General features: G+C 30.0%; 18 protein-coding genes. 8 read left to right on the top strand and 10 right to left on the bottom strand.

Annotated elements, in window-relative coordinates; all coding sequences use genetic code 11:
- Nucleotides 1–6: 6 nt before the first annotated feature.
- A complete protein-coding gene (locus QWY99_RS12730) occupies nt 7–993 on the bottom strand; it encodes a hypothetical protein (RefSeq protein ID WP_290265820.1) in 987 nt (328 codons plus the stop codon).
- 86 nt (nt 994–1,079) lie between these two features.
- Here QWY99_RS12730 and QWY99_RS12725 point away from each other — a divergent pair, with 86 nt between their 5' ends.
- Nucleotides 1,080–2,204: a cysteine desulfurase family protein gene (locus tag QWY99_RS12725; RefSeq protein ID WP_290265819.1), complete on the top strand. Its 1,125-nt coding sequence runs from the start codon at nt 1,080–1,082 to the stop codon at nt 2,202–2,204.
- Nucleotides 2,205–2,303: 99 nt separating this feature from the next.
- On the opposite strand, the gene QWY99_RS12720 is transcribed toward QWY99_RS12725, so the two are convergent.
- Entirely contained in the window at nt 2,304–2,864 is a 561-nt protein-coding gene (locus QWY99_RS12720) for an L-threonylcarbamoyladenylate synthase (protein WP_290265818.1), read from the bottom strand.
- Between the two features lie 179 nt (nt 2,865–3,043).
- On the opposite strand from QWY99_RS12720, the gene QWY99_RS12715 reads away from it, so the two are divergent.
- The 3 genes from QWY99_RS12715 to QWY99_RS12705 all read left to right on the top strand — a co-directional run bounded on the left by QWY99_RS12715 (nt 3,044) and on the right by QWY99_RS12705 (nt 6,699).
- A complete protein-coding gene (locus QWY99_RS12715) occupies nt 3,044–4,066 on the top strand; it encodes a glycosyltransferase family 2 protein (RefSeq protein ID WP_290265816.1) in 1,023 nt (340 codons plus the stop codon).
- A gap of 200 nt (nt 4,067–4,266) precedes the next feature.
- Nucleotides 4,267–5,430, top strand: a complete 1,164-nt coding sequence (locus QWY99_RS12710; protein WP_290265815.1) for a glycosyltransferase — start codon at nt 4,267–4,269, stop codon at nt 5,428–5,430.
- Nucleotides 5,431–5,484: 54 nt separating this feature from the next.
- Complete coding sequence (locus QWY99_RS12705) at nt 5,485–6,699, top strand: glycosyltransferase family 4 protein (RefSeq protein WP_290265814.1); 1,215 nt, start codon at nt 5,485–5,487, stop codon at nt 6,697–6,699.
- Between the two features lie 33 nt (nt 6,700–6,732).
- On the opposite strand, the gene QWY99_RS12700 is transcribed toward QWY99_RS12705, so the two are convergent.
- The 4 genes from QWY99_RS12700 to QWY99_RS12685 all read right to left on the bottom strand — a co-directional run bounded on the left by QWY99_RS12700 (nt 6,733) and on the right by QWY99_RS12685 (nt 10,868).
- Nucleotides 6,733–7,689: a WaaS/CpsH family glycosyltransferase gene (locus QWY99_RS12700; protein WP_290265812.1), complete on the bottom strand. Its 957-nt coding sequence runs from the start codon at nt 7,687–7,689 to the stop codon at nt 6,733–6,735.
- Between the two features lie 12 nt (nt 7,690–7,701).
- Nucleotides 7,702–8,673, bottom strand: a complete 972-nt coding sequence (locus QWY99_RS12695; protein ID WP_290265811.1) for a hypothetical protein — start codon at nt 8,671–8,673, stop codon at nt 7,702–7,704.
- 8 nt (nt 8,674–8,681) lie between these two features.
- Nucleotides 8,682–9,647 carry a WaaS/CpsH family glycosyltransferase gene (locus QWY99_RS12690; protein WP_494337561.1) on the bottom strand — a complete coding sequence of 322 codons (966 nt, stop codon included), beginning with the start codon at nt 9,645–9,647 and terminating at the stop codon, nt 8,682–8,684.
- A 147-nt stretch (nt 9,648–9,794) separates the two neighbouring features.
- Nucleotides 9,795–10,868 carry a glycosyltransferase family 4 protein gene (locus QWY99_RS12685; RefSeq protein WP_290265808.1) on the bottom strand — a complete coding sequence of 358 codons (1,074 nt, stop codon included), beginning with the start codon at nt 10,866–10,868 and terminating at the stop codon, nt 9,795–9,797.
- Between the two features lie 82 nt (nt 10,869–10,950).
- Here QWY99_RS12685 and QWY99_RS12680 point away from each other — a divergent pair, with 82 nt between their 5' ends.
- Nucleotides 10,951–11,718: a Kdo domain containing protein gene (locus QWY99_RS12680; RefSeq protein WP_290265807.1), complete on the top strand. Its 768-nt coding sequence runs from the start codon at nt 10,951–10,953 to the stop codon at nt 11,716–11,718.
- 171 nt (nt 11,719–11,889) lie between these two features.
- On the opposite strand, the gene QWY99_RS12675 is transcribed toward QWY99_RS12680, so the two are convergent.
- Both QWY99_RS12675 and QWY99_RS12670 read right to left on the bottom strand, forming a co-directional pair.
- Nucleotides 11,890–12,954: a glycosyltransferase family 9 protein gene (locus QWY99_RS12675; RefSeq protein WP_290265806.1), complete on the bottom strand. Its 1,065-nt coding sequence runs from the start codon at nt 12,952–12,954 to the stop codon at nt 11,890–11,892.
- 118 nt (nt 12,955–13,072) lie between these two features.
- Nucleotides 13,073–13,888, bottom strand: a complete 816-nt coding sequence (locus tag QWY99_RS12670; RefSeq protein ID WP_290265805.1) for a 2,3,4,5-tetrahydropyridine-2,6-dicarboxylate N-succinyltransferase — start codon at nt 13,886–13,888, stop codon at nt 13,073–13,075.
- A gap of 286 nt (nt 13,889–14,174) precedes the next feature.
- Here QWY99_RS12670 and QWY99_RS12665 point away from each other — a divergent pair, with 286 nt between their 5' ends.
- Nucleotides 14,175–14,816 carry a PAS domain-containing protein gene (locus QWY99_RS12665; RefSeq protein ID WP_290259566.1) on the top strand — a complete coding sequence of 214 codons (642 nt, stop codon included), beginning with the start codon at nt 14,175–14,177 and terminating at the stop codon, nt 14,814–14,816.
- Nucleotides 14,817–15,071: 255 nt separating this feature from the next.
- Here QWY99_RS12665 and QWY99_RS12660 read toward each other — a convergent pair whose 3' ends face one another.
- On the bottom strand, nt 15,072–16,940 hold the full coding sequence (locus tag QWY99_RS12660) for an LTA synthase family protein (RefSeq protein WP_290265803.1): 1,869 nt from the start codon (nt 16,938–16,940) through the stop codon (nt 15,072–15,074).
- Nucleotides 16,941–17,467: 527 nt separating this feature from the next.
- Between QWY99_RS12660 and ruvX the strand changes: the two genes are divergently transcribed.
- Together ruvX and QWY99_RS12650 are read left to right on the top strand one after the other, a co-directional pair.
- Entirely contained in the window at nt 17,468–17,884 is a 417-nt protein-coding gene (gene ruvX / locus QWY99_RS12655) for a Holliday junction resolvase RuvX (RefSeq protein ID WP_290259573.1), read from the top strand.
- Nucleotides 17,885–18,000: 116 nt separating this feature from the next.
- Nucleotides 18,001–19,494 (top strand): malate:quinone oxidoreductase, encoded by a 1,494-nt coding sequence (locus tag QWY99_RS12650; RefSeq protein ID WP_290265802.1) that lies wholly within the window; start codon nt 18,001–18,003, stop codon nt 19,492–19,494.
- A gap of 46 nt (nt 19,495–19,540) precedes the next feature.
- On the opposite strand, the gene QWY99_RS12645 is transcribed toward QWY99_RS12650, so the two are convergent.
- Nucleotides 19,541–21,769, bottom strand: a complete 2,229-nt coding sequence (locus QWY99_RS12645; RefSeq protein ID WP_290265801.1) for an FUSC family protein — start codon at nt 21,767–21,769, stop codon at nt 19,541–19,543.
- Nucleotides 21,770–21,915: the final 146 nt, after the last annotated feature.

Raw genomic sequence — 21,915 nt, 5'->3', positions numbered from 1 at the left:
TTTGATTTAATTCGGAGATGTTATTATGGTCCCGAGGACAAAACTTTTACCTAATTTGAAATCATTTTTTCCTTTTTGTAATGTCACATTTTTAAGCGTTATGGTGTGTGAAAAATTGTTTCCATTAGTTGTTGTTGTAACTTCTATAATTCCGCTTTGATCATCAATTTTTCCATTTGCACCTGCCCAAATTTGAGTGATTTCAGGGTTGGATGGAGGAGTTATGTTACAGAAATAAGAAGGAGTTACATTGGCACCTGTAAATACACGATAAAATAACTTATTTGTTATGTCATTAACCAATCCTGTTCTTGGTTGGTTTGGTGGTGTGATTTCGTTTACTATTAAAGAGGAGTCTATATTATCAATAGTAAGAGATGCCTTATCGTTGTAATTGTAGATCTGTTTTGAAACGGAACATTGATTTGCGTTTGAAGCAGTAAAGGTTAGTGGTAAAGGAGGTACATCGATTACAAAATCTCCAAATGGAAATTTTTCCTCTGTTTGAGGACCACCAGGTTTATCAAATGTAATGTCTTTAAAAACGATACTGTAAATGTATTTTGTTATTCTAGAGCTATTATTTTCTAGATCTATATCTTTTTTTGCAGTTGTTGTAACTTGTATTATTCCAGATGTCGCTATCCATTCTTCAATTACATTAGGGGTTGCAGGTGGGATAACATCGCAAATATTGTTTAGACTGACTTTACCGTTATAGGCACGATAAATAACTCGGTGTAAATTTTTATCGATACTGTATCTAAGGGTATCTCCGCCAGTAGTGGGCTCGCCTCCAAAAACAGTTTTAGGTACATAAAGTAATAATGATTCCGTTTCTTTTAGTTTAAAAATAAGTTTGTTTGCGGATATGTCATCAGTACAATTTGATGGCTGTATGTTTTCAAAATCGATTTTTTCTACAGAAATATTTCCATCGTCACAACCGTTTAAAAGAAAGGCCAATAATGCTATGCTTACAATTTTTTTCATTACGTTTTTATTTGGTGCAAAAATAGTGAAAAAAATGATAATTGATATTTAAGAATAGACAATTGATATTTCTTAACTTTGCCACAATGAAAAAAGTATATCTCGATAACGCCTCTACAACTGCCATAAGACCAGAAGTCATTCAGGAGATGACCAAAGTAATGATTGAAGATTATGGTAATGCATCTTCTCCACATAGTTTTGGACGAAATGCCAAAACAATTTTAGAACTTTCAAGAAAAAGTATTGCGAAGCAATTAAATTGCTCGGCACAAGAAATTATTTTTACTTCTGGTGGTACCGAAGCTAATAATTGGATACTTCGTTCGGTTGTAAAGGATCTAAAAATAGAGCGCATAATAACGACTAGAGTTGAGCATCATGCTATTCTGCATACCGCTATGGTATTAGAGAAGGAATATAATATTACTATAGATTATGTTGCTATTAATCCTGATGGTTCGATTGATTTAACACATTTGTCAAATTTGTTATCAGAAGAGAAGAAGACTCTTGTGAGTTTGATGCATGTTAATAATGAAACTGGGGCTGTTTTAGACTTAAACAGAGTGAGTGTTATATGTAAGCAATATGATGTGTTGTTTCATTCGGATACCGTGCAATCTGTGGGGAAAACAAAAATTGATTTGCAAAGTACTCCTTTGGATTTTATTGTTGCAAGTGCACATAAGTTTCATGGGCCAAAAGGAATTGGTTTTGCTTTTGTTCGAAAAAATTCAGGAATACAACCATTACTTTTTGGTGGTGAGCAGGAAAAAGGATTGCGTGCAGGTACTGAAGCCGTGCATCAAATTGCGGGAATGGCAAAAGCTTTGACGCTTTCTTATGAAAATTTAGATAGTGAAAAAGAATATATAACAGGATTAAAACTCTATTTAATAAATCAGTTAGAGAATGTATTTCCTGAGTTCCGAATTAATGGAAGTAAGGATGATTTTTATACTATTCTGAATGTGATATTGCCATTTTCAGCAGATAAAACGGCAATGTTACTCTTTAATTTAGATATGAAAGGAATAGCAGTCTCGAGAGGAAGTGCTTGCCAATCTGGAAGTGTACGTCCGTCACATGTGTTAAAAGAAATGCTATCGGAAGCGGATTTAAAACTTCCGAATTTGCGAATTTCTTTAAGTCATTATAATACCAAAGAAGATATTGATTGGCTTATTACTAGTTTGAAAACTATTTAGTTTTTAGAAAGTACAAAGAGAAAATGATTACTGAGATAAAATCAATAACTGCTTTGTAAACCACATCACTTTTTTAAATGAAATGCTTGTTTATGAAAACTATTTACGAATTACTTTAACTTGTGAGTCACTTGTTAATTTGATAATTGTAGATGGTTTTCCTGCTATTCTATCACGATGTAAATTAACTACGTAATCAACTCCTTTAATGATTTCTGGATTAATATCCTTGAAAGCAATAGGAGTTGGTTGTCCCGAAATATTTGCAGAAGTAGAAACTAAAGGCTTTTTCATGCGCTCTAAAAGTTTAAAGCAAAAAGGCTCTTTAACAATTCTAATACCTAAAGAATTGTCTGAAGCAATAATATTTGGTGCCACATTTCGAGGTTTGTCTAAGATAATGGTTGTTGGTTTTTCGGATAAATCTAAAATTTGCCAAGCTACTTCAGGAATATCCTTGAATACGTTGTACATCATTTTTTCGCCATTCATTAGGCAAATCATACTCTGTGTTTCTGCTCTTTGCTTCAGTTTGTATATTTTAGCAACAGCTTCAGGGTTTGTTGCATCGCAACCGATCCCCCAAACAGTATCAGTTGGGTAAAGTATTATTCCGCCTTCTTTAATGACTTCGTATGCGTTGTGGATTTCTTCGTTCATTTTTTTATTTTTTAATCTTCTTGAAAAACCATTATTTATGATGTTTCTGAAATGCAAATGTATTTAATTAATAGAAGTAAACATATCTAGCTTAGAAATATTCAACTAGTTTGAGTCTATTCTTTGGAATAAATTTAGTTTTACTTTGTGTATATTTGAACTCTAAATTCAAATTTTAAATGAAAATAACTAATTCAAATGTTTTAGTTTCTGTTGTAATGCCCGTTTATAATTCAGAGAAATTTATTTCTGAAGCTATTGAAAGCGTTTTAAACCAAAGTTTAAAGGAAATTGAACTGATTCTTGTTAATGATGGTTCTACAGATAAATCAGCAGTGTTTTGTGAGCAATTTTCGCAAAATAATGAAAAGGTAAGATTTTTGGAGCAGAAAAATGCTGGAGTTTCAAACGCTAGAAATAATGGTTTGAAGTTAGCAAAAGGGGAGTATGTTTTTTTTATGGATTGTGACGATACAATTGATTCAGAATTTCTTAAAACCTCTTACGAAGTAGCTAAAAAGCAAGACTTGGATATTGTTGTAATTGGAGAAGATTGCTGTAAGAGATTACCAAATGTTTATGCGCTACCAACAATGGCACAATTACTCAAGCATGATTTTCTATTAAAACATTCTGATATAAGGTTTCCAGAGAACATACAGCCTTGTGAAGATGGGTTGTTTTCGCACCAGTTACTTGCTTTAACTACAAGAATTGGCGGAAACCCCAATGGGCTCTATCATTATAGACATCATGAAAATCAAAATCATAAATCTATCAATAATGGTGTAGGTAAGGTACTGGAGCAAATTCCAAGATGGTTTGAAATTCTTGAAGGCTTTTACAAGAAAAACAACTTGCATAATTCTCATGCTTTGCATTTAGCCCTTTTTATGGAGCATGAACCATTGCAATTGCGATATCTTTCTATGCCATTGGATGCAGATCAAAAAAAATATTTACATAAGTTGATAAAGGAATTTACACAAAAGAATGTTCTCCTTTTTTTAAAAGACGAAGACAAAAGTAAATTAAATGCTTATTTTTTATTTTTTATAAATTCGGCCAGTTATTTGGAATTTGAGGATTATTATAAAAGATTGAAGCTGAAATGTAAGGTTAAATTGTTTTTAGTCAAGGTTATACCGATTTCAAAAATTAGAAAAAGAATGCGAAAAGAGATAAGATCAAAAGTTTATTAAATGAAAATAGAAAAAAACATCAAAAACTGATTTGATTGTTAGACTGGAAATTTCATTTAAAAAAGTTTAATGTTTCAATTATTAAATTTGTAAACGAATGTTCAGATTATCCTTATCTAACATGGTATCTTTCCAATACAGAGATGCAGTTATCTAAAAAGTTGTGTAATAAAAAACACTCCAAAAATTAAATTTAAATTATGCGAATTTTATATTTCTATCCTGAGAATCCATTGATGTTTACTCAAGGTAATAACGCTAGAGCTTTGTCTTTGTTGCGATATTTTAATAAACAGAATATTGAAGTAGATTTTGTTGGAGAAGAATCGGATGAGTTTAAAGAAGATTCTATTGCTGAAATGAAATCGTTAGGATTGATCTCTGAAGGATTTTTATTAAAAAGAGGAAATAGGAAGGAGAAAAAAATTAAATACCTTTTAACCTATTCCTTGCCAAGAAAGTTAAAGAGAATTGTAAAAGATTTTGATCGGACTAAATTTGAACAGAAAGAGCAATTTGCAGCAATAATTGAATCAAGAAATTATGACTATAAAATTATTTCTTATGCTTACTGGGCATCACTTTTAGATAATACCAAAAAAGGGGATAATGAAAGATGGATCATTGATACTCATGATTTTTTGACTTCTCAATTTCAAACTAATAAAAGTTTTAGTTTGAGTAATTACTTTGAAACAGAGATTTCTGTACTTAAAAAATTTGATAGAGTTTGGGTAATATCTAATGAAGAAAAGTATGTTTTTTCACAGTTTTTAGATAATCAACTAGACTTGATAACTCATAGTTTACCAAATAATGCTCACGGTGAACCAGCTAATATTAAAGACATAGATGTCATATATGTTGCAAGTGATAATGATCATAATCTAAAATCTGCTAGATGGTTTTTTGAAAAAGTATATCCTAATATAAAAAGTGATGTGAAAATTACTGTCATAGGAAAAATAGCCAAACATATACCTGAGCTTAAAAATGTAGAGAAAATAAATTTCATTGAAGATTTAGACGGAGTTTACAAAAAAGCCAGAATTGCTATTTGCCCGATGCTATCAGGTACAGGCTTGAAAATAAAAGTAGTAGAGTCATTATCTTACGGATTACCAGTTGTTTGTAATGAAAGAGGAACAGATGGTTTGCTAAATAAAACAAATAATGGTTGTTTAGTGACTAATTGTTCATTAGAATTTGCAGATTACATTAATAAACTCTTGCAAGAAGAAGAGTTTTATAAAAGTAAGCGCATAGAGGCATCGAAGTTTTTTGTAGAAAATTTTGATGTAAATAGTACGCACAAAGTATTAGATGATATTTTTTTCATCAACAAGAAGAGTAATTTACTCTAGATTAATAGTAACAAAACATTCATTATTTTTTTAAAAAATAGCACTATAAATTAAATGTACAAATCAATCAAATTATATTTCAGATTAAAAAAATTAGCTCTAAAACTTAAAAAGAATGAAGATAGAATTGATTTTTTGGGCGAATTAAAATATAACTCTTATGTTTTAATTGTTGATACTAAAATACCAGAATTTAATAAAGATTCTGGATCAAGAAGGTTAACGGAGATTATTAAGATGCTTTTGCAAAATAACGTTGGTGTCTTTTTATTAGCCGATTTTAAAGAACATAAATATCAATCTGAATATATTGAAATTTTCAAAGAAATGGGAGCTATTGTTTATAAGCCTACTCTTGATAGGTTTGATAAATTAATTACTAAAGAAGGATTTCTAAAAGAAGTTTTGCCAAAAGCGGATTTTGTGTGGTTGCATAGACCTGAAATTTTTAATAAATATTACCCACTCGTTAAAAAATACAAACCAGAGGCAAAAATATTTTTTGACATGGTTGATTTTCATTATTTAAGATTTAAAAGAGAGTTTGAATTAAAGGGTGATCCTAAAATGATGGAAACCGCAAACAAATATCTAGAGCTTGAATTAGATAATTGTGAAAAAGCTGATAGAATTATTGTTATTTCAGAATCTGAAAAGGAAAGCTTAAAGGAATATTATCAAAATAATGATAAAGCAATAGCAATAGGAAACATCCATCAGTACATAGATAATGGCGTTTCAGTGCGTTTTGAGGACAGAAAAGAATTACTTTTTATAGGTGGATTTGATCATACACCCAATGTTGATGCGGTTAATTATTTGTATGAAGAGATTATGCCTTTATTATGGAAATCGATGCCAGAAATTTCAATAACAGTTATTGGTAGTAATCCGCCACCATCAATATTAGAGTTGAATTCTGAGAAATTTAAAATTGTGGGCTATGTTAAAGATGTATCTCCATATTTTTTAAACTCCCGAATTTTTGTAGCCCCATTACGTTATGGAGCAGGAATAAAAGGTAAGATTGGACAGAGTTTAGAATATGGCTTACCATTAGTAACAACAAATATTGGAGCAGAGGGATTTGATTTTGGTGAAAATAAGAATTTAATTGTTGGAAATACAACCCAGGAAATAGTTAATAATATTATCAAAATATATCAAAATGAAGAAATATGGAATGAAATTAGTCTTGCTTCACAAAAAGTTATAGAACCATTCTCAGTAGATACAATTAAAGCAAAAGTATTGAGTTTAGTTCAATAATTGATTTTCGTGAAGGAAGCTATTCTCTTCTTCTTATAGTCGAAAGACTGTCTTTACCCAGTTCTCTATCGTGTATTTATAATACGTTTCGGTAGTTAGAGGTTGATACGGTGTTGTAAGAAAGTCTTCTGGTATATTTATATTCGAGTCATTTTCGTCGAGAATTAAAATATTATTCGGGTTGTAAAAATCATATTCACTAATCGATTTATTCGTAGTGATAATCTTTTTTTGCATTGCTAAAGCTTCAAATATTCTGAAACTTAATCCGTTATGGTCTTTTCTTATCAGGTCCAGGAATATTTTTGAGTTTTCAAAGTCGGCTTTTAGCTCTTCAGGAAAAACAAGTTTTTTGGAGTAAATAATGTTTTGATTTATGTTTTTAGGTACTTTTTTACCTACAAGCATAAATTTAAACGGGATAGATTGAGATGAAAGATAATTAGCCAAATTGTTTAAAAATGGAAAACGTTCATCTATAGAAATTACAATAAAAATATTTTCATTAGCATTTTCAAGTGTTATTGCTCTCTTTTCCATGTAAATGTAATTGGAGATGAATGTAAATTGATATTTTTTAGTATCAATTAAATCAAATGAAAAAATTTCGTCGAATACTCCATCTACAATATTATCAATAGGAAATCGTCTGCAACTATCATAGATATATGCAAGATATGTATTGGTTAGTTTTTTAAGCTCTAAATGTGTTTCTCTGCTTATTTTGTCAGGACGTATAAATAAAATAACATCATGATGCCCCCATTCTTTGACTTGTTCAACTAAATAGTTCTCTAAAGCAGCGACTTTTTTATTTTTATTGAAAAAAGCTTTATTTATAGAATTTAGAATTTTATCAAAAACAGAAGTGTATTTGTATTTAAATTTAGAAGCATCGATGTGATTAGCATCGATGTTTCTTTTTTTTAATTCATCTATAATGTTATGGTCATAGTAAGTGGAATCATAACTAATTAAACAAATTTTCATAGCAATATGGGTTTATAGCTTGTTAAAAAGTTTTTTAGTATTCTCAATCATACTGCTCTTTTCATTCATTACAAATGTTCTGAAGTTTAAAAATTCAGCAAAAACTTCATCATAATTAGTCATCGTATTATTAATCAGTTCCGTTACTTTTTCATTTTGCATTTCGTCTGCATGTAACTTATATTTTTCAGGTATTCCTAAATCCTCTTTAAAAGCAGATGTACCGTCACGACCAGTTAACAGGCAAACACCTGAAATAAGTGATTCTCTTGGGATTTTATCTCTTCCTGGGAAATAGCCAAAATCGACATGGAGTTTAGTTTTTCGTAAAGTATCTCTCATTTCTTCTCTTGTCATACCAGATAGAGGTATCCATTTGTATTGAGGTAGAAGCGCCATGTATTTTTCAATCTTATCTAATCCTTTTTTTGGATTATAAGTAATTATGTTTTCTTTTGGGAAATGACCAATTTCTGGTAAATCATCAAAGAAAAGTTCAGTAACATAATCACATAAATAAGCAATGTCATTTTCATGATCCTTAGTCAGTAAGAACGCTTTTGTTCTTTGAGATTGGTACCAGTGAGTAACAGTTTTATTAGGCTCAAATCTATATTCAGTATGTTTGTAAGGAACAAGTAGTTTTCTTATCCAGTTTTTTTTCTTTTCCCTGCTATTCATCAAGACTTCATAAAAATCAAGACTCAACCACCATACTTTTTTCTCGGCCAAAGGGTATTTAGCTATTAAGTTTGTCATTGATTCAGGAACAATCATTATATTTTCACTACTATCTTTTACCTTCATTACATAAGGTACATTGTAGGTTTTATAAAAAGGATGTACTGGATCTTTTTTGTATTTTGAATATAACATTTTAGCATTATATCCTAAAGAGTTTAAAATATAGCCTAATTGGTGTAATGCTTCTGGTCCTCCAGTAGCTTTGCTAGGAGGGCAGATTATGTATATGTTTTGATGCATTTTTTCTTTTAATTAAATTTTGTGCCTGAATTATAAATCACATTTTCTATCCAACCGTTTAAAGTGTATTTTTTGAATATACTATCTGGTATTTTTTCATATTCTTTTTCAAAAAATGATGGAGGTATAATTGGTTTTTTTTCATCAATTACGAGAATGTTATTAGGGTTATAAAAGTCGTAATTAACTATGTCGGAGTTGGTTGTTATTAGTTTTTTGTGTAAGCCTAAACTTTCGAATACCCTAAACGTTAATCCGATTTGTCCTTTTCGATTAACATCAAGTAAAACTTGAGTTTTATTTATATACTCTTCAACTTCTGATAGAGGTATGTGTTTGTTTATATATTCAATTGTAGGCGTCTTTTTTTTGCAATTTTTATCGTAAACAAATATTTTATAGCTGATATTGTTTAATTTAAGATTATTTGCAATTTTAGATAGTATTGATACCCTTTTGTCTTTAGAGATAATATTGAAAACTTGATATTCAAATTTGTTATTATTACTTGTTGAATTATTATATATCCAGTTAGTAGCGAATTTCAAATTGTATTTTTTGCAATCTTCTTTTTCAAATGAAAAAACTTCATCAAAATGCGGGATTACATTTATTATTTTTGGGCAACGTTTTGTATTGTCATTAAAATATGCAATGGTTTTTTTTCCATATTTTTTTAAATTCTTAACACTTTCAATATCGATAAAGTCTCCTTTAATTACCAATATTATATCTTGTTTTTCTCCAATCTCTTCAAGTTTTTCAATTATTTTTTTTCCAAAATACATTGTTTTTAAATTTTTTTTGAAAAAAGATTTTAAAATGAAGTTGTAAATTTTGTAAAAATAATTTGGATACTTGTATTCAAATTTATTAAAGTCAATATGGTGTACATTATGTCCGTCTTGTTTTAAAGCGGTTGCAATATGGTCATTAAATCCCCAATCATTGAGGCTTATTAAGGTAATGTGCATAATGTGTTTTGTTTTCTATCGGCAAATTTAACTAAAATTCAGCTCACTAATTTATAGAACGGATACATTTAGTTAATAGAATTACCATGTTTTTTTTATTTAATCAGTAAAATAATTATGGTTCAGTTGTACCTAATTTTATTTTTATTACGTCAAAATAGAACCGTAAACTTTTAAATACTCTGCAGCAGCAGTTTTCCAATCAAAACTGGCACCTCTTTTTTTAATGAGCATTTCTCTTTCAACTTTATTATTCTCATAGTCATTTAAGCCATCAAATAATGTAGTTTTCATATATTCGGGATCAAAATTAATCCAATAGTTAGCAGCATTACCACCAATTTCTGGCAAAGATGTTTTGTCAGATAAAAAGACTGGTTTACCAAAAGTCATTGCTTCGATAGGAGGTAAGCCAAAGCCTTCTCTTATTGAAGGGAAAAGAAAAGCAGTACAATTTTTCATGTAAAATTGTTTGCCTTCATCGCTCACTTTACCAGTTAAAAAAACTTGGTTTGTAAGGTTATTTTTAATGATTATATCTTTTATTACATCACCGTATTTTTTATTGTTATTACCAGAAATAATTAAATTATAATCTTTTATTAATTTCATCATATTGATAATTGAAGTATAGTTTTTTCGTTCTATAAAATCTCCAATTGTATAAAAAAAAGGTTTGTCTAACGGAACAGTAGGTACGTATGAAGATGTGTCTAAAAGTGTAGCTGTAGGATTTCCGTTGTAAATAACATACTCTGGTACATTAGGTATATTGAAATATTGATGTGTTTGTTTTTTAGCAAATTCAGATATGTAGGTAATAGCTGTGGCTTTTTTTAGTTTAGCATTAAAAAGTTTATTTAATCTATGATTTACATCTGAAGAAACTTCTTCTACAAAATTTGTATCGTGTACAGTAAGTAAATATTTGTTAGGATGGTAGGGTTCTACTTTTGTGTTTTGATTGACTGAATGCCATAAATCAAATTTTTTTCTAATTCTAAAAAGAGAATGTCTAGATAAGCTGTTGTATTTATGGTAATTAAACTTGTCATTAAATTCAGCTTTAAGAAGTTCTGGATTTGAAGAGTTAAGTGTTAATTGATAATCGCCTAAATCTAATTTAGACAGACCTTTTATTAATTCGTGATTAAATGTTCCTAGACCAGCTGCTTTGTTATTTATATTATGAGTTTCTAGGAAAATACTCTTTTGCGACATTATCTTTTTTTTACGAAAATACAATAATAATTTGAAGTCTTAGATTCTATGTGTATTTTTGTTCGTTTATAAAACTACAAGGATGAATTTTAAGATAAGCCCAATTTATATTAACGCTAAAGAGTCAATTTTTGATTGCATTTATAGATTTAATAATTCTGGCGAACTTTTTGGAAATGGGGATCGTAACAAGATAAAATTATTCGATTTAGACGGTACGACAATTAATATAAAATCGTTTAAAATTCCAAACATAATCAACAAAGTAGCGTATAAGTATTTTCGAAAGTCAAAAGCGAAACGTTCATTCGAATTTGCTACAATTTTATTAGAAAAAGGAATTGGAACTCCGCAACCAGTCGCTTTTCTGGAAAATTTCAACTGGCTTGGTTTAAGAGATAGTTATTACGCTAGTGAACATATGGTAACGGAATTGACTTATAGAGAACTTATTGAGGTTGCTAATTACCCTGATTACGAGAATATATTAAGACAGTTTACTCGCTTTACTTTTAAGCTACATGAAAAAGGAATTGAATTTCTGGACCATTCTCCCGGGAATACACTTATTAAGAAGTGCGCTAATAATGAATATGAGTTTTTTTTAGTAGATCTAAATAGAATGAATTTTCATACGACAATGAGTTTTGAACAACGTATGGATAATTTTAGAAGACTTACTCCCAAAAAAGAGATGGTTGCGCTTATGAGTAATGAGTATGCGAAATTATACCCAGCTAAGACTGAAACTGAAATTTTTGAGAAGATGTGGCAGGCAACAGAACAATTTCAATATGAATTTGCTAAAAAGAAAAGACTTAAAAAGAAACTTAAATTTTGGAAGTCTTAATTTTTGAGATTGTAATTTGTTTCTTTTTTTGATATTTTTTGAATCTAAAGATAGAGTTGTAGATCCTAGAAAGAATAAGTGTTTTTAGTATTTATAACAAAGCAAGTTGCCAAGGATAATTTGGAAATGTTATTATAGATATAGTACTATTTAGAATAGTACTATTTTTTTTTAGCTTAGGTTTTGTTCTAAGAAAGAATTTAGTTTATCATAAAATAAATCAGGTTTGAATTCCTCATACAATAAGAGGGATTCTTTCTTGAGAGTCTTTTCGGTTTTATGCTCAAATAAATCAGTGCGATAATCTTTTAAATGTACCGAGACATGGTGAATTCCATCCTCAAAGGTAGCCCAGATTTTCTTTTCTATCCAAGGGGAAAAAATAATGAAAGAAGGTTTGTTAAGAGCTTTTGCCATATTTATAGCGCCTCCATCATTTCCGATAATTAAATCACATTGATTAACTATACCAATAAATGATCGTAAATCATCACCCAATAGATCAAAATAAATTTTTTCTTGAGTAGAGGTTTTACAGTTTTTAAAAACTATTTTAGCTTCTTCAATCTGTTTTGGGAAATAATTAAAAAGGATGTTGACGTCTTTATTGTCAGCTATATAATCAATAATTTTAGACATTAAAGGCAAAGGATATGTTTTTCTTTTCTCGCTTCCTATAAGGCTAATCATAACTGTTTTTCTATCCTCTCTAACCTTATGCTTGTTGAATAATTCTTTAGCGACTTTATTTTCTTCTTCAGAAACAAACAATTTTGGAATTGGATCGATGTTTATTGTTAGATTAAGAGGTTCTAATAAAGAAAGCCTTCTTTCTATTGCTAGCCCTAAATTGGTTTTTGGAAAAGGTTCAAACGGAACATTATCAGTATATAAAAAGTTTCTTCCTGGTTTTTTATAAGATATTTTTTGTTTTGCATTGCTAAAAAGAACCAATATCCAGCTTTCTAATTTTGAATACGCATCAATTAGTAAATCGTATTTTTCTTCACGAATCTGAAATGCAAGTTGTAGTAATTCTTTTTTGCTTTTTCTGTGTTTTTCTTCAAACAATATAACATTGTCAATACTTGTGTTGCCTTCTAGAACGGGAGTTGTCGAGCTATATACTAGATAATCAATTTGAGCATTAGGATATGCTTTACGTAGATTATTGCATAGTATACTGCTAATCAAAACATCACCAATCATTTTTTGCTGGATTACAAGTATTTTCATGTAAAGTTTAAATAAAATTAAGACGTTGCAAATTGAAGCAAAAAAATCCAAATTCTAATCATTAAATTTGATAGAATTTGGATTATTTTTTAACTGATTTTTCTTTTAAAGAAAAGAATTATACTGCGACATCGTATTCGCGAAGCGCATTGTTTAATGATGTTTTTAAGTCTGTAGATGGTTTACGAGTACCAATAATTAATGCACATGGAACTTGAAATTCTCCAGCAGCAAATTTTTTGGTATAGCTTCCAGGAATAACTACTGAACGAGCAGGAACATATCCTTTCATTTCAACAGGAGTATCGCCAGTTACATCAATTATCTTAGTCGAAGCTGTTAAACAAACGTTTGCTCCAAGTACTGCTTCTTTTCCAACATGTACTCCTTCTACTACGATACAACGAGAACCTATAAATGCACCATCCTCTATAATTACTGGGGCAGCTTGTAAAGGTTCTAATACACCACCAATACCAACACCACCACTTAAATGAACGTTTTTACCAATTTGAGCACAGCTTCCCACAGTTGCCCATGTGTCTACCATTGTTCCTTCATCAACATATGCACCAATGTTTACATAACTAGGCATTAAGATTACACCACTTGAAATGTAAGCTCCATAACGTGCAACTGCATTAGGTACTACACGAATACCTTTTTCAGCATATCCTCTTTTTAATAACATTTTGTCATGATATTCGAAAATACCAGACTCTAAAGTTTCCATTTTCTGAATTGGGAAATACATAACTACAGCTTTTTTTACCCATTCGTTTACTTGCCAACCCTCACCAACTGGTTCAGCAACACGTAATTTTCCTGTATCCAAAAGTTCAATAACTTCTCTGATAGCATCAGTTGTAGTTGTTTCTTGTAATAAAGCTCTGTTATCCCAAGCTTGTTCTATAATAGTTTGTAATGAATTCATGATAGTAATATTTTAGGCAAATATAATTCGATTTTTTTTTAAAACAACTTCCATTTCTATATAGTAACGATTTTAAACAAAAAACAACAATTTATTTTATGATGTGATATTACACTCTTTTTGTGTTAAAAAAGAAACACTTATATGAAATGTTTTATGACATATTTCCTGATAAATATCAATTTTTGTTATTACATATAAAAGTAGTTTTGCTGAACAATTTAAGAACAACATAAGTTTGTTTTTTAATTGGTTTTGAACTCTAAATTTAATTAGTATTATAACTATGAATCAAGAAAGCCAGTTGTTTAAAAGACCTACACCAATCGATAAGGAAGTTTCTTGGGATAAATCTCAAGTAATTATGAGTAAAACAAATCCAATTGGGATTATCGAATATGCAAATGAAACTTTTGTAGATGTTTGCGGATACGAGGATTATGAACTAATGGGACAACCACACAGTATCATTAGACATCCTGATATGCCACGTGTAATATTCAAAGTTTTATGGGAGAATCTTAAGAAAGGGAATAATTTTCATGCTGTTGTAAAAAATCTTGCTAAATCTGGAAGATTCTACTGGGTTGTTACAGATTTTGAAATTGCAAAGGATGAAAATGGAGTAATAGTAAATTATTTTGCAAGAAGACGCTCTGTGCCACAAGAAGTAATCTCAATGCATATTGAGCCTTTGTATAAAAAATTGTTGCAGATAGAATCGGCTAGCGGAATGGAATTTAGTGAGAAATATTTAATTGGATTTCTAGAAGAGAAAAATAGAACTTATATAGAATACATTAAAGATTTGATGTATGATAATGAAAGAGCGCAAGCTACTCATCATCAAGCCGTAACTCAAGCTCATCATGTAGAGGAAGAGGAAGAGGAGGAAAGAGGTTTTTTTAGTCGTTTCTTTAATAGATAAATAGATAGCGTTTTTTGCCCCCAAAAAGAACCTATAAAAGAAACAGGGTTTGGCTTTTTAATTTAAGTCAAACCCTGTTTTGTATTATTAATGCAGTCCTGTTATTGATTTCAAAATTTTGGAATCACTTTTTTTTAAACTCATTTAAATTTATATAACCTCAAGGAGTATTAAATAAAAAAAGCAATAGTGATTTCTTATGATCTCTATTGCTTTTTAATTATAGTTTAATGGGGATTTAGTCTTGATTAAGAGTTAAAAAGCCAATTGGTTATTAATAACTCTTTCATTAAATGATTGTATATATGCTTTTAAGAATTTTTCAGATTCTTTAACTTTAGATTTGTTCTGTTGCATTAAATTATTTTTTAATAGAACATCTTCTTTCCATTTATATAATCCAATAGTTTGATTGTTTGCAAAAGCCAAATAAAAATCATCTTTGATGTAATGGTATGTTCCTTGAAGATAATAGACTACAAAGTTTTCTTTAGATTTATAACTTTTACCAAAACTAACCATGTCGGTTTTTATATTCAAGTAATCTAAAATACTTGGCATGATATCGATTTGCTGAAAATTTTTGTCACTAACACCTTTTAATTCAGGGTTTGATGGATCAAAAAACAAAATCGGAATGTTAAATTTTCCAATATTTGTTTTATCAATATCTTTATCTCCTCCAGAAGAAGTATGATCAGAAGAAATTACAAACAAAGTGTTTTTATACCAGCTTTCTTTTTTAGCAGTATTAAAAAACTTGCGTAGCGCAAAATCTGTGTACGCTATACTTTCTTGGATTACAGTAGTTCCTTTAGGGAATTTTCCTTTGTATTTTTCAGGAATAATATAGGGGTTATGAGATGAAATAGTAAATAAAGAGCTAAAGAAAGGTTGCTTAAAAGAAGTTAATTTAGAAGCATAAAACTGTAGGAATTCCTCGTCAAATACACCCCATTTACCATCAAATGCTTCTTTTCCTGTGTATTGGTCTTTTCCGAAATATTGATCAAAGCCAGCTACTTCGGCATATTGATCAAAGTTCTGACTACCATTAAAAGCACCGTGAAAGAATGAGGTAGTATAGCCTTCTTTTTTGAAAATTTTAGGAAGACCATTTATTTTGTTCAAAGAATAGCTCGATGATATAAAGGAGTTATTCATTAAACTTGGAATACTAGAAAGTATCGATGGAACAGCGTCAATTGAAACTTTTCCATTAGCAAATCCATTTTTAAAATAGTATGATTTTGTGATAAGAGAATCTAGGAATGGAGTCTGTCCGCGTCCTATGTTTTCATTTCCAAAGCTTTCCAAAATTAAAATTACAACATTCTTTTTGATAGCTGGTTCACTAGGTTTTAAAGAAATAATAGGATTGTAGATTGAAATTAATTCTTTTGGATTGTAATAATTTACTTTATCAATGTCTTCTTTCTTAAAAGCAGTTTTAAGGATGCAGAAAGGAGTGTTTAAAACCAAACCGGCATTGTTTAATGCTCCATATTCAGCAGCATCTACAATCTTAATCGGTTTTTTTCGTAAACCTCCACGTCCAGCAAGTAAAATTATAACTAAAGAAAGAATGAAATAAGCAAATTGTTTGTAATACTCTTTTTTAGTTGATTTTTCGTGTATTAGATGTGTTTTTAAATTTGGAGTTAATTTCCAGAACAGTATACTTACGATAAGAAATAAAACAAAAATATACCAAAATTCTTGTAGAAATGAAGGGATTAAGCCAAGAGCTTCTTGTTCCATTCCTTTGGCAGTAATCATTGAAAAAGTGCTTCTTCTACCAGTAAAGCGATAGTAAATGATATCTATAAAGTTTGTAGCAATAAATAAAAGGTTTACTGCGTAAAAAGTAATCTTTAGTATGCTTTGGTATCTAGGTTTGTATTTGAAATTACCCGGAATTAAGTGAGCAATCAAAAATATAATATTAATGTAGGCAATGGTTGCTAAATCAAAGAGAAGACCTCCAGTAAAGTTTTGAAATGTAATGTCTTCAAACAATTTTACATTTATAAGATAAAATAGGATTCTTGAGAATTGGTAGATTATGAAAATTAAAAAGAATCTTTTTAGAAATAAAACAATGCTATTTTTATAGTTATTCATTTGGGGTTTAGTAATTTTTATGTATTTGCTTTAGGTTTAATTTATGGTGTAAATGAAATTTTGGGCAAAAGAACTATTTTTTTTTTAAATTAATGATTACTTATTGATTTAATTTTGTAAGAACTGTATTTTGTTTTATAATTTAATGAATATTTTACTTGTTTTAATTTTCTGTATTATAGTTGGTTGTGTGAGTATTCGTTGAGGGGGGATTTATTAAATAGAAGTTTTTATTTTTTTTGCTTCGATGATAATTATCATGAATTAAGATGGTAAGGAAGCCTACTTTTGAAATGAAATTATATATAAGAAATTTTAAGGGCAAAATTCCATTTTTAAGATTTAATAAAATCTATGAATTAGTACAAATAGAGTTGATTATTAAGCTCCTGTTATAAATTTTTTAATATTGTTTTAATTTTTTTTGGAGAAAAAATTTAAAAAATCCGTTTTAAATCTTAGAACGGATTTTTTTTGAGATAGGATTTTTTACTTTATGTATCTTTGTCTCATTAATATAAATTAAGATGCCTAGAATTCTCGCTATAGATTACGGACAAAAAAGAACAGGGATAGCTGTTACCGATGAATTGCAAATTATTGCTTCAGGGTTAACTACAATTCCATCGAATACTACTATTGATTTTTTAAAGGACTATTTTTCCAAAGAGAAGGTCGAAGCGGTTTTAATTGGTGAACCAAAACAAATGAATGGAGAACCTTCAGAAAGCGCTTCAATCATAAAAGGTTTTGTGACTCATTTTTCTAATATTTTTCCTGAAATGAAAGTGGTTCGAGTGGATGAAAGATTTACTTCTAAGATGGCATTTCAAACAATGATTGATAGTGGTCTGAGTAAAAAACAACGTCAGAACAAAGGGTTGATTGACGAAATCTCAGCAACGATAATGCTTCAGGACTATTTGTCTCGAAAAATGTTCTAAATAAGCTAGAAAGTTTATTCCAAAAAAGTTTTAGAAAATTATAACTTTTCAGATGAAATTTATAGTTTTTTTTGCAATTTTATAAAGTACCTTTGTACTTTAAAATTTTTCTTGTTATGTCCGACGATACCATACGTTCAAATACCGAAGTAGTACTTATTGGTGCTGGAATTATGAGTGCAACTCTTGGGTTAATCTTAAAAGAATTACAGCCAGATTTAAAAATTGAAATTTACGAAAGATTAGATGTTGCTGCAGCCGAAAGCTCTGATGCTTGGAATAATGCTGGAACAGGACATTCTGCATTTTGTGAATTAAACTATACTCCAGAAAAAAATGGAAGTATTGATCCTAAAAAGGCAATTAGTATAGCAGAATCCTTTGAGGTTTCTCGCCAATTTTGGTCTTACTTGGTACGGCAAAATAAAATTTCATCTCCAGATAATTTTATAAAAAGTGTTCCTCATATGAGTTTCGTTTGGGGAGAGAAAAATGTAGACTATCTTAAAAAAAGATTTGAAGCATTACAAAAAAATCCAATTTTTAAAGAAATGGTTTTTAGTACCGATTTTTCTCAATTAAAAGAATGGATGCCTTTGGTAATGGAAGGAAGAGATTCTTCTGATAAATTTGCTGCAACTTCTATGTCAATAGGAACTGATGTGAATTTTGGAGAATTAACAAGAAGTATGTTTGATTATCTAGGTAAACTAGATGGTGTGAAAATTCATTTCAATCACGAAGTGAAGAAATTAAAACAACGCGAAGATAAAACTTGGAGAATTAAGATTACTGATCTAGCTACTGGTCAAACCAAAAAAGTTTATACAAAGTTTGTATTTATTGGTGCTGGTGGAGGTTCTTTACCTTTATTAGAAAAAGCCAACGTTGTTGAAGGAAAAGGCTTTGGAGGTTTTCCTGTTAGCGGACAATGGTTAAAATGTACTAATCCAGACGTTATTCTTCAGCATCAAGCTAAAGTTTACGGAAAAGCAAGTGTTGGTGCGCCACCTATGTCAGTTCCTCATATCGATACTAGAATGATAGATGGAGAAAGAGCTTTACTTTTTGGACCATTTGCAGGTTTTTCGACTCGTTTTTTAAAGAATGGATCTTATTTGGATTTACCTATGTCTATCCAAACAGATAATATAATGCCAATGTTGGCAGCTGGTTATCATAATATTCCACTTACGAAATATTTAATTGAGCAAGTAAGACAATCTCCTAAAGATAGAATGAACGCTTTACGCGAATATTTACCAAATGCAAAATCTAAAGATTGGAAATTAGAAAGAGCAGGGCAACGTGTTCAGGTTATTAAAAAAGACGAAAAAGAAGGTGGGATTCTTGAATTTGGAACAGAGGTAATTAATACCGAAGATGGTACGTTAGCAGTGCTGTTAGGAGCTTCTCCTGGAGCTTCAACAGCTGTTTCTATTATGGTAGGGTTAATTGATAAATGTTTTAAAGACAAAGTTAAAACGCCAGAATGGAATGAAAAGTTTAAAGCAATGATTCCTTCTTACGGTCAAACATTAAATGATAAACCAGAATTATTAGCCGAAATAAGAAAAAATACGGCAGCTACTTTGAAATTAAATAATTAATGTAGTATTGGCTATTTAGAATATATGAAAAAATCCAGATTAGTTTTTAATCTGGATTTTTTGCTATAAACTCTTTTGTAACTGTTAGTATTTTTTCAGACAGATCGGTCATCCATATTAATTGCTCGATTACTAATTGAGCTTCTTGCATTTTAGTTTCCCTTTCACTTTCGTTAAGCTCATTATCATTTTCTAACCGACTGAAGTTTTTTCTTTTTAATTCTTCAAAATGGAAAGTCAATTTCTCTTTATTGGCTTCTTTGTTCTTGTATATGGATGTTTTTTCATGTCTTAAAATAGCAATTGAATGATTTAAGTTAGAAACAACAAAATCCACTACAAAATTAAAAGATTCAGATGCTGAAGTAGTTTTATGTGACTGAATATAAGTTCCCAATGAAGCTAAAGACGAAAGCAAGGAATGATTTAGTACCGCAAGCTTATTTATCTGCGGGAGCTGTTTTTGCTTTGATTTAGGTTCTTGTATCATTCTTTGGAAAGAAGTCATAAGGTTTCCAATTTCAATAAAAGCATTTTTTCTAGCCAAACGATAAGATGTTGGTAATGTTCCTTTCTTGTTGTAATACTCGGCAATTTCTCGTAAATAGTTCTTATTAGATTCTATAGCTTTTTCTAAAAAAGAGGCCGCATTTAAAAACTCCCAAGCAGGCCATAAATAATAATTTGCTAAAAAGGCTAGTGTAGCCCCTACAAGAGAGTCTAAAATTCTAAATTGAATAACTTCGAGGATATTAGGTGTTAAAATTCCGTAAACAAACACTACATACATGGTGACAAGCGTAGTACTAACTTTGTAATTACTCTGTGTAAAAGCAACACCAATTAGCATGCAAAAAATAGCAAATATGCTTATGGCAACCTGATTATGAACCAAAGAAACGATTCCAAAAGCAATTAGCCCACCTAAAATGGTGCCAATAACACGATTATAAGACCGTTCTTTTGTTAATCCGTAACCTGGACGCATTATTACAACAATGGTTAGTAAAATCCAATATACATTTTGAAATGGAAGTAATTTACCAATTATAAAACCTACCATAATAGTAATGGTAAGTCGCAGCGAATGCCTGAAAAATGTAGATGAGAAACTAAAATTTTCAATTAAAGTTCGTATCGGATAATATTGTGGAGTTAAGAATTTTTCAAGCTCTTTGTTCTTCTCTTTAAAATCATAAGAGTTGATAGCTAATGAAAATGCCATTTCTACAATTTTTATTTTTTCAACTTGCTTTTGGGCATATTTGAGCATATTGGTAAGCATCCAAACGCCTTCAGAAGATTCGATTTTACCTAAACTGTTTTGATAGGAATCAATTGCAGCTTGTAATCCATCTAATTCCTTTTTTAAATCATTTATAGAAATGTATTTGGAAGCTTTATGAACACTTTTGGATAGTTTTTTTAAAGTAGAAGCAAGTTTGTATGCTAAATTCTGATAAGAACGCAGTGCTTCGGGGTGGTCGCTAAATTTTTTATGCAACTTACTATGGTCAAATGAAGTAGATAGCGCCAATTCTTGAATTTCGACTAATGTAATAAAAACGATAAGCATTTTTCGGTTTTGGCTAGAGTCGCCAGAAGTTGCTCTATTGCCAATGAGTACTTGTCTTAAGTTCTCATGAATTTGATTTAATTCAACCTGAAGATTTAATTGCTTTTCGATAATTTTTTTTCTATCGGCATCAGGGTTCCATAAATCTCCTCTAAGTTTTAAGTATTTAGCTGTTAATCGAATTCCGTCAGCAATTTGTAATTCGACATAACGATGGGGCTTTACATAGTGAAAAATTAAAGAAACTATTAAATAGAATAATCCTCCTGCAAAAAGATAAGTAGAATGTAGTACGGCTTCCCAGCCTTGATTTAAATGGGCAAATGATAGAGAAATAGAAAGCAAGGCAGAGAAAGATGTCATAGTTGCTCTTTGTCCATAAACGGAAATCATGGATGACAAGAAAAGTAATACTCCTAGAAAAGGGTAAAATAGCCATGGAAAAGGATAGACTAAGTTTACTAACAAGTTAACACAAGAAACAATTATAGCAGTTACAATAATTCCTTTTATCTTGTGTTTAAGATTACTAGGGATATCGCTCGGATAAGCATAAAAAGCACCAAGTGCAATTGTAAAGCCTATTTCGAAATAACCTAAAAAGTTAAAGAACAAAACAGGAACAACACAGGCTAGAGTAACTTTTGAAGCGTTGATGAAAGAAGTACTGTTTGTGAATTTAACGATGCGATCGAACATATATTTAGGTTTACTAGCAAATATAAGAATTGTATGAATTAGATACCAATTAATAGTAGCTTAGATTTAAAAAGAAATCAAAAAGCATATAATCTGGTTTATAGAATTATTCATTGACTATTTTTTACTATTTTTGCCAACCTAAT

This window comes from Flavobacterium branchiarum (assembly GCF_030409845.1).
Taxonomy (GTDB): Bacteria; Bacteroidota; Bacteroidia; order Flavobacteriales; family Flavobacteriaceae; genus Flavobacterium; species Flavobacterium branchiarum.
Note: the sequence above shows the minus strand (reverse complement) of the source record. Positions and strands in the feature narration are given on the sequence as shown.

Bases quoted from the DNA above. Each gene is read 5' to 3' on its own strand.
- QWY99_RS12730 (WP_290265820.1), bottom strand. From the start codon at position 993: ATGAAAAAAATTGTAAGCATAGCATTATTGGCCTTTCTTTTAAACGGT.
- QWY99_RS12725 (WP_290265819.1), top strand. From the start codon at position 1,080: ATGAAAAAAGTATATCTCGATAACGCCTCTACAACTGCCATAAGACCA.
- QWY99_RS12720 (WP_290265818.1), bottom strand. From the start codon at position 2,864: ATGAACGAAGAAATCCACAACGCATACGAAGTCATTAAAGAAGGCGGA.
- QWY99_RS12715 (WP_290265816.1), top strand. From the start codon at position 3,044: ATGAAAATAACTAATTCAAATGTTTTAGTTTCTGTTGTAATGCCCGTT.
- QWY99_RS12710 (WP_290265815.1), top strand. From the start codon at position 4,267: ATGCGAATTTTATATTTCTATCCTGAGAATCCATTGATGTTTACTCAA.
- QWY99_RS12705 (WP_290265814.1), top strand. From the start codon at position 5,485: ATGTACAAATCAATCAAATTATATTTCAGATTAAAAAAATTAGCTCTA.
- QWY99_RS12700 (WP_290265812.1), bottom strand. From the start codon at position 7,689: ATGAAAATTTGTTTAATTAGTTATGATTCCACTTACTATGACCATAAC.
- QWY99_RS12695 (WP_290265811.1), bottom strand. From the start codon at position 8,673: ATGCATCAAAACATATACATAATCTGCCCTCCTAGCAAAGCTACTGGA.
- QWY99_RS12690 (WP_494337561.1), bottom strand. From the start codon at position 9,647: ATGCACATTACCTTAATAAGCCTCAATGATTGGGGATTTAATGACCAT.
- QWY99_RS12685 (WP_290265808.1), bottom strand. From the start codon at position 10,868: ATGTCGCAAAAGAGTATTTTCCTAGAAACTCATAATATAAATAACAAA.
- QWY99_RS12680 (WP_290265807.1), top strand. From the start codon at position 10,951: ATGAATTTTAAGATAAGCCCAATTTATATTAACGCTAAAGAGTCAATT.
- QWY99_RS12675 (WP_290265806.1), bottom strand. From the start codon at position 12,954: ATGAAAATACTTGTAATCCAGCAAAAAATGATTGGTGATGTTTTGATT.
- QWY99_RS12670 (WP_290265805.1), bottom strand. From the start codon at position 13,888: ATGAATTCATTACAAACTATTATAGAACAAGCTTGGGATAACAGAGCT.
- QWY99_RS12665 (WP_290259566.1), top strand. From the start codon at position 14,175: ATGAATCAAGAAAGCCAGTTGTTTAAAAGACCTACACCAATCGATAAG.
- QWY99_RS12660 (WP_290265803.1), bottom strand. From the start codon at position 16,940: ATGAATAACTATAAAAATAGCATTGTTTTATTTCTAAAAAGATTCTTT.
- ruvX (WP_290259573.1), top strand. From the start codon at position 17,468: ATGCCTAGAATTCTCGCTATAGATTACGGACAAAAAAGAACAGGGATA.
- QWY99_RS12650 (WP_290265802.1), top strand. From the start codon at position 18,001: ATGTCCGACGATACCATACGTTCAAATACCGAAGTAGTACTTATTGGT.
- QWY99_RS12645 (WP_290265801.1), bottom strand. From the start codon at position 21,769: ATGTTCGATCGCATCGTTAAATTCACAAACAGTACTTCTTTCATCAAC.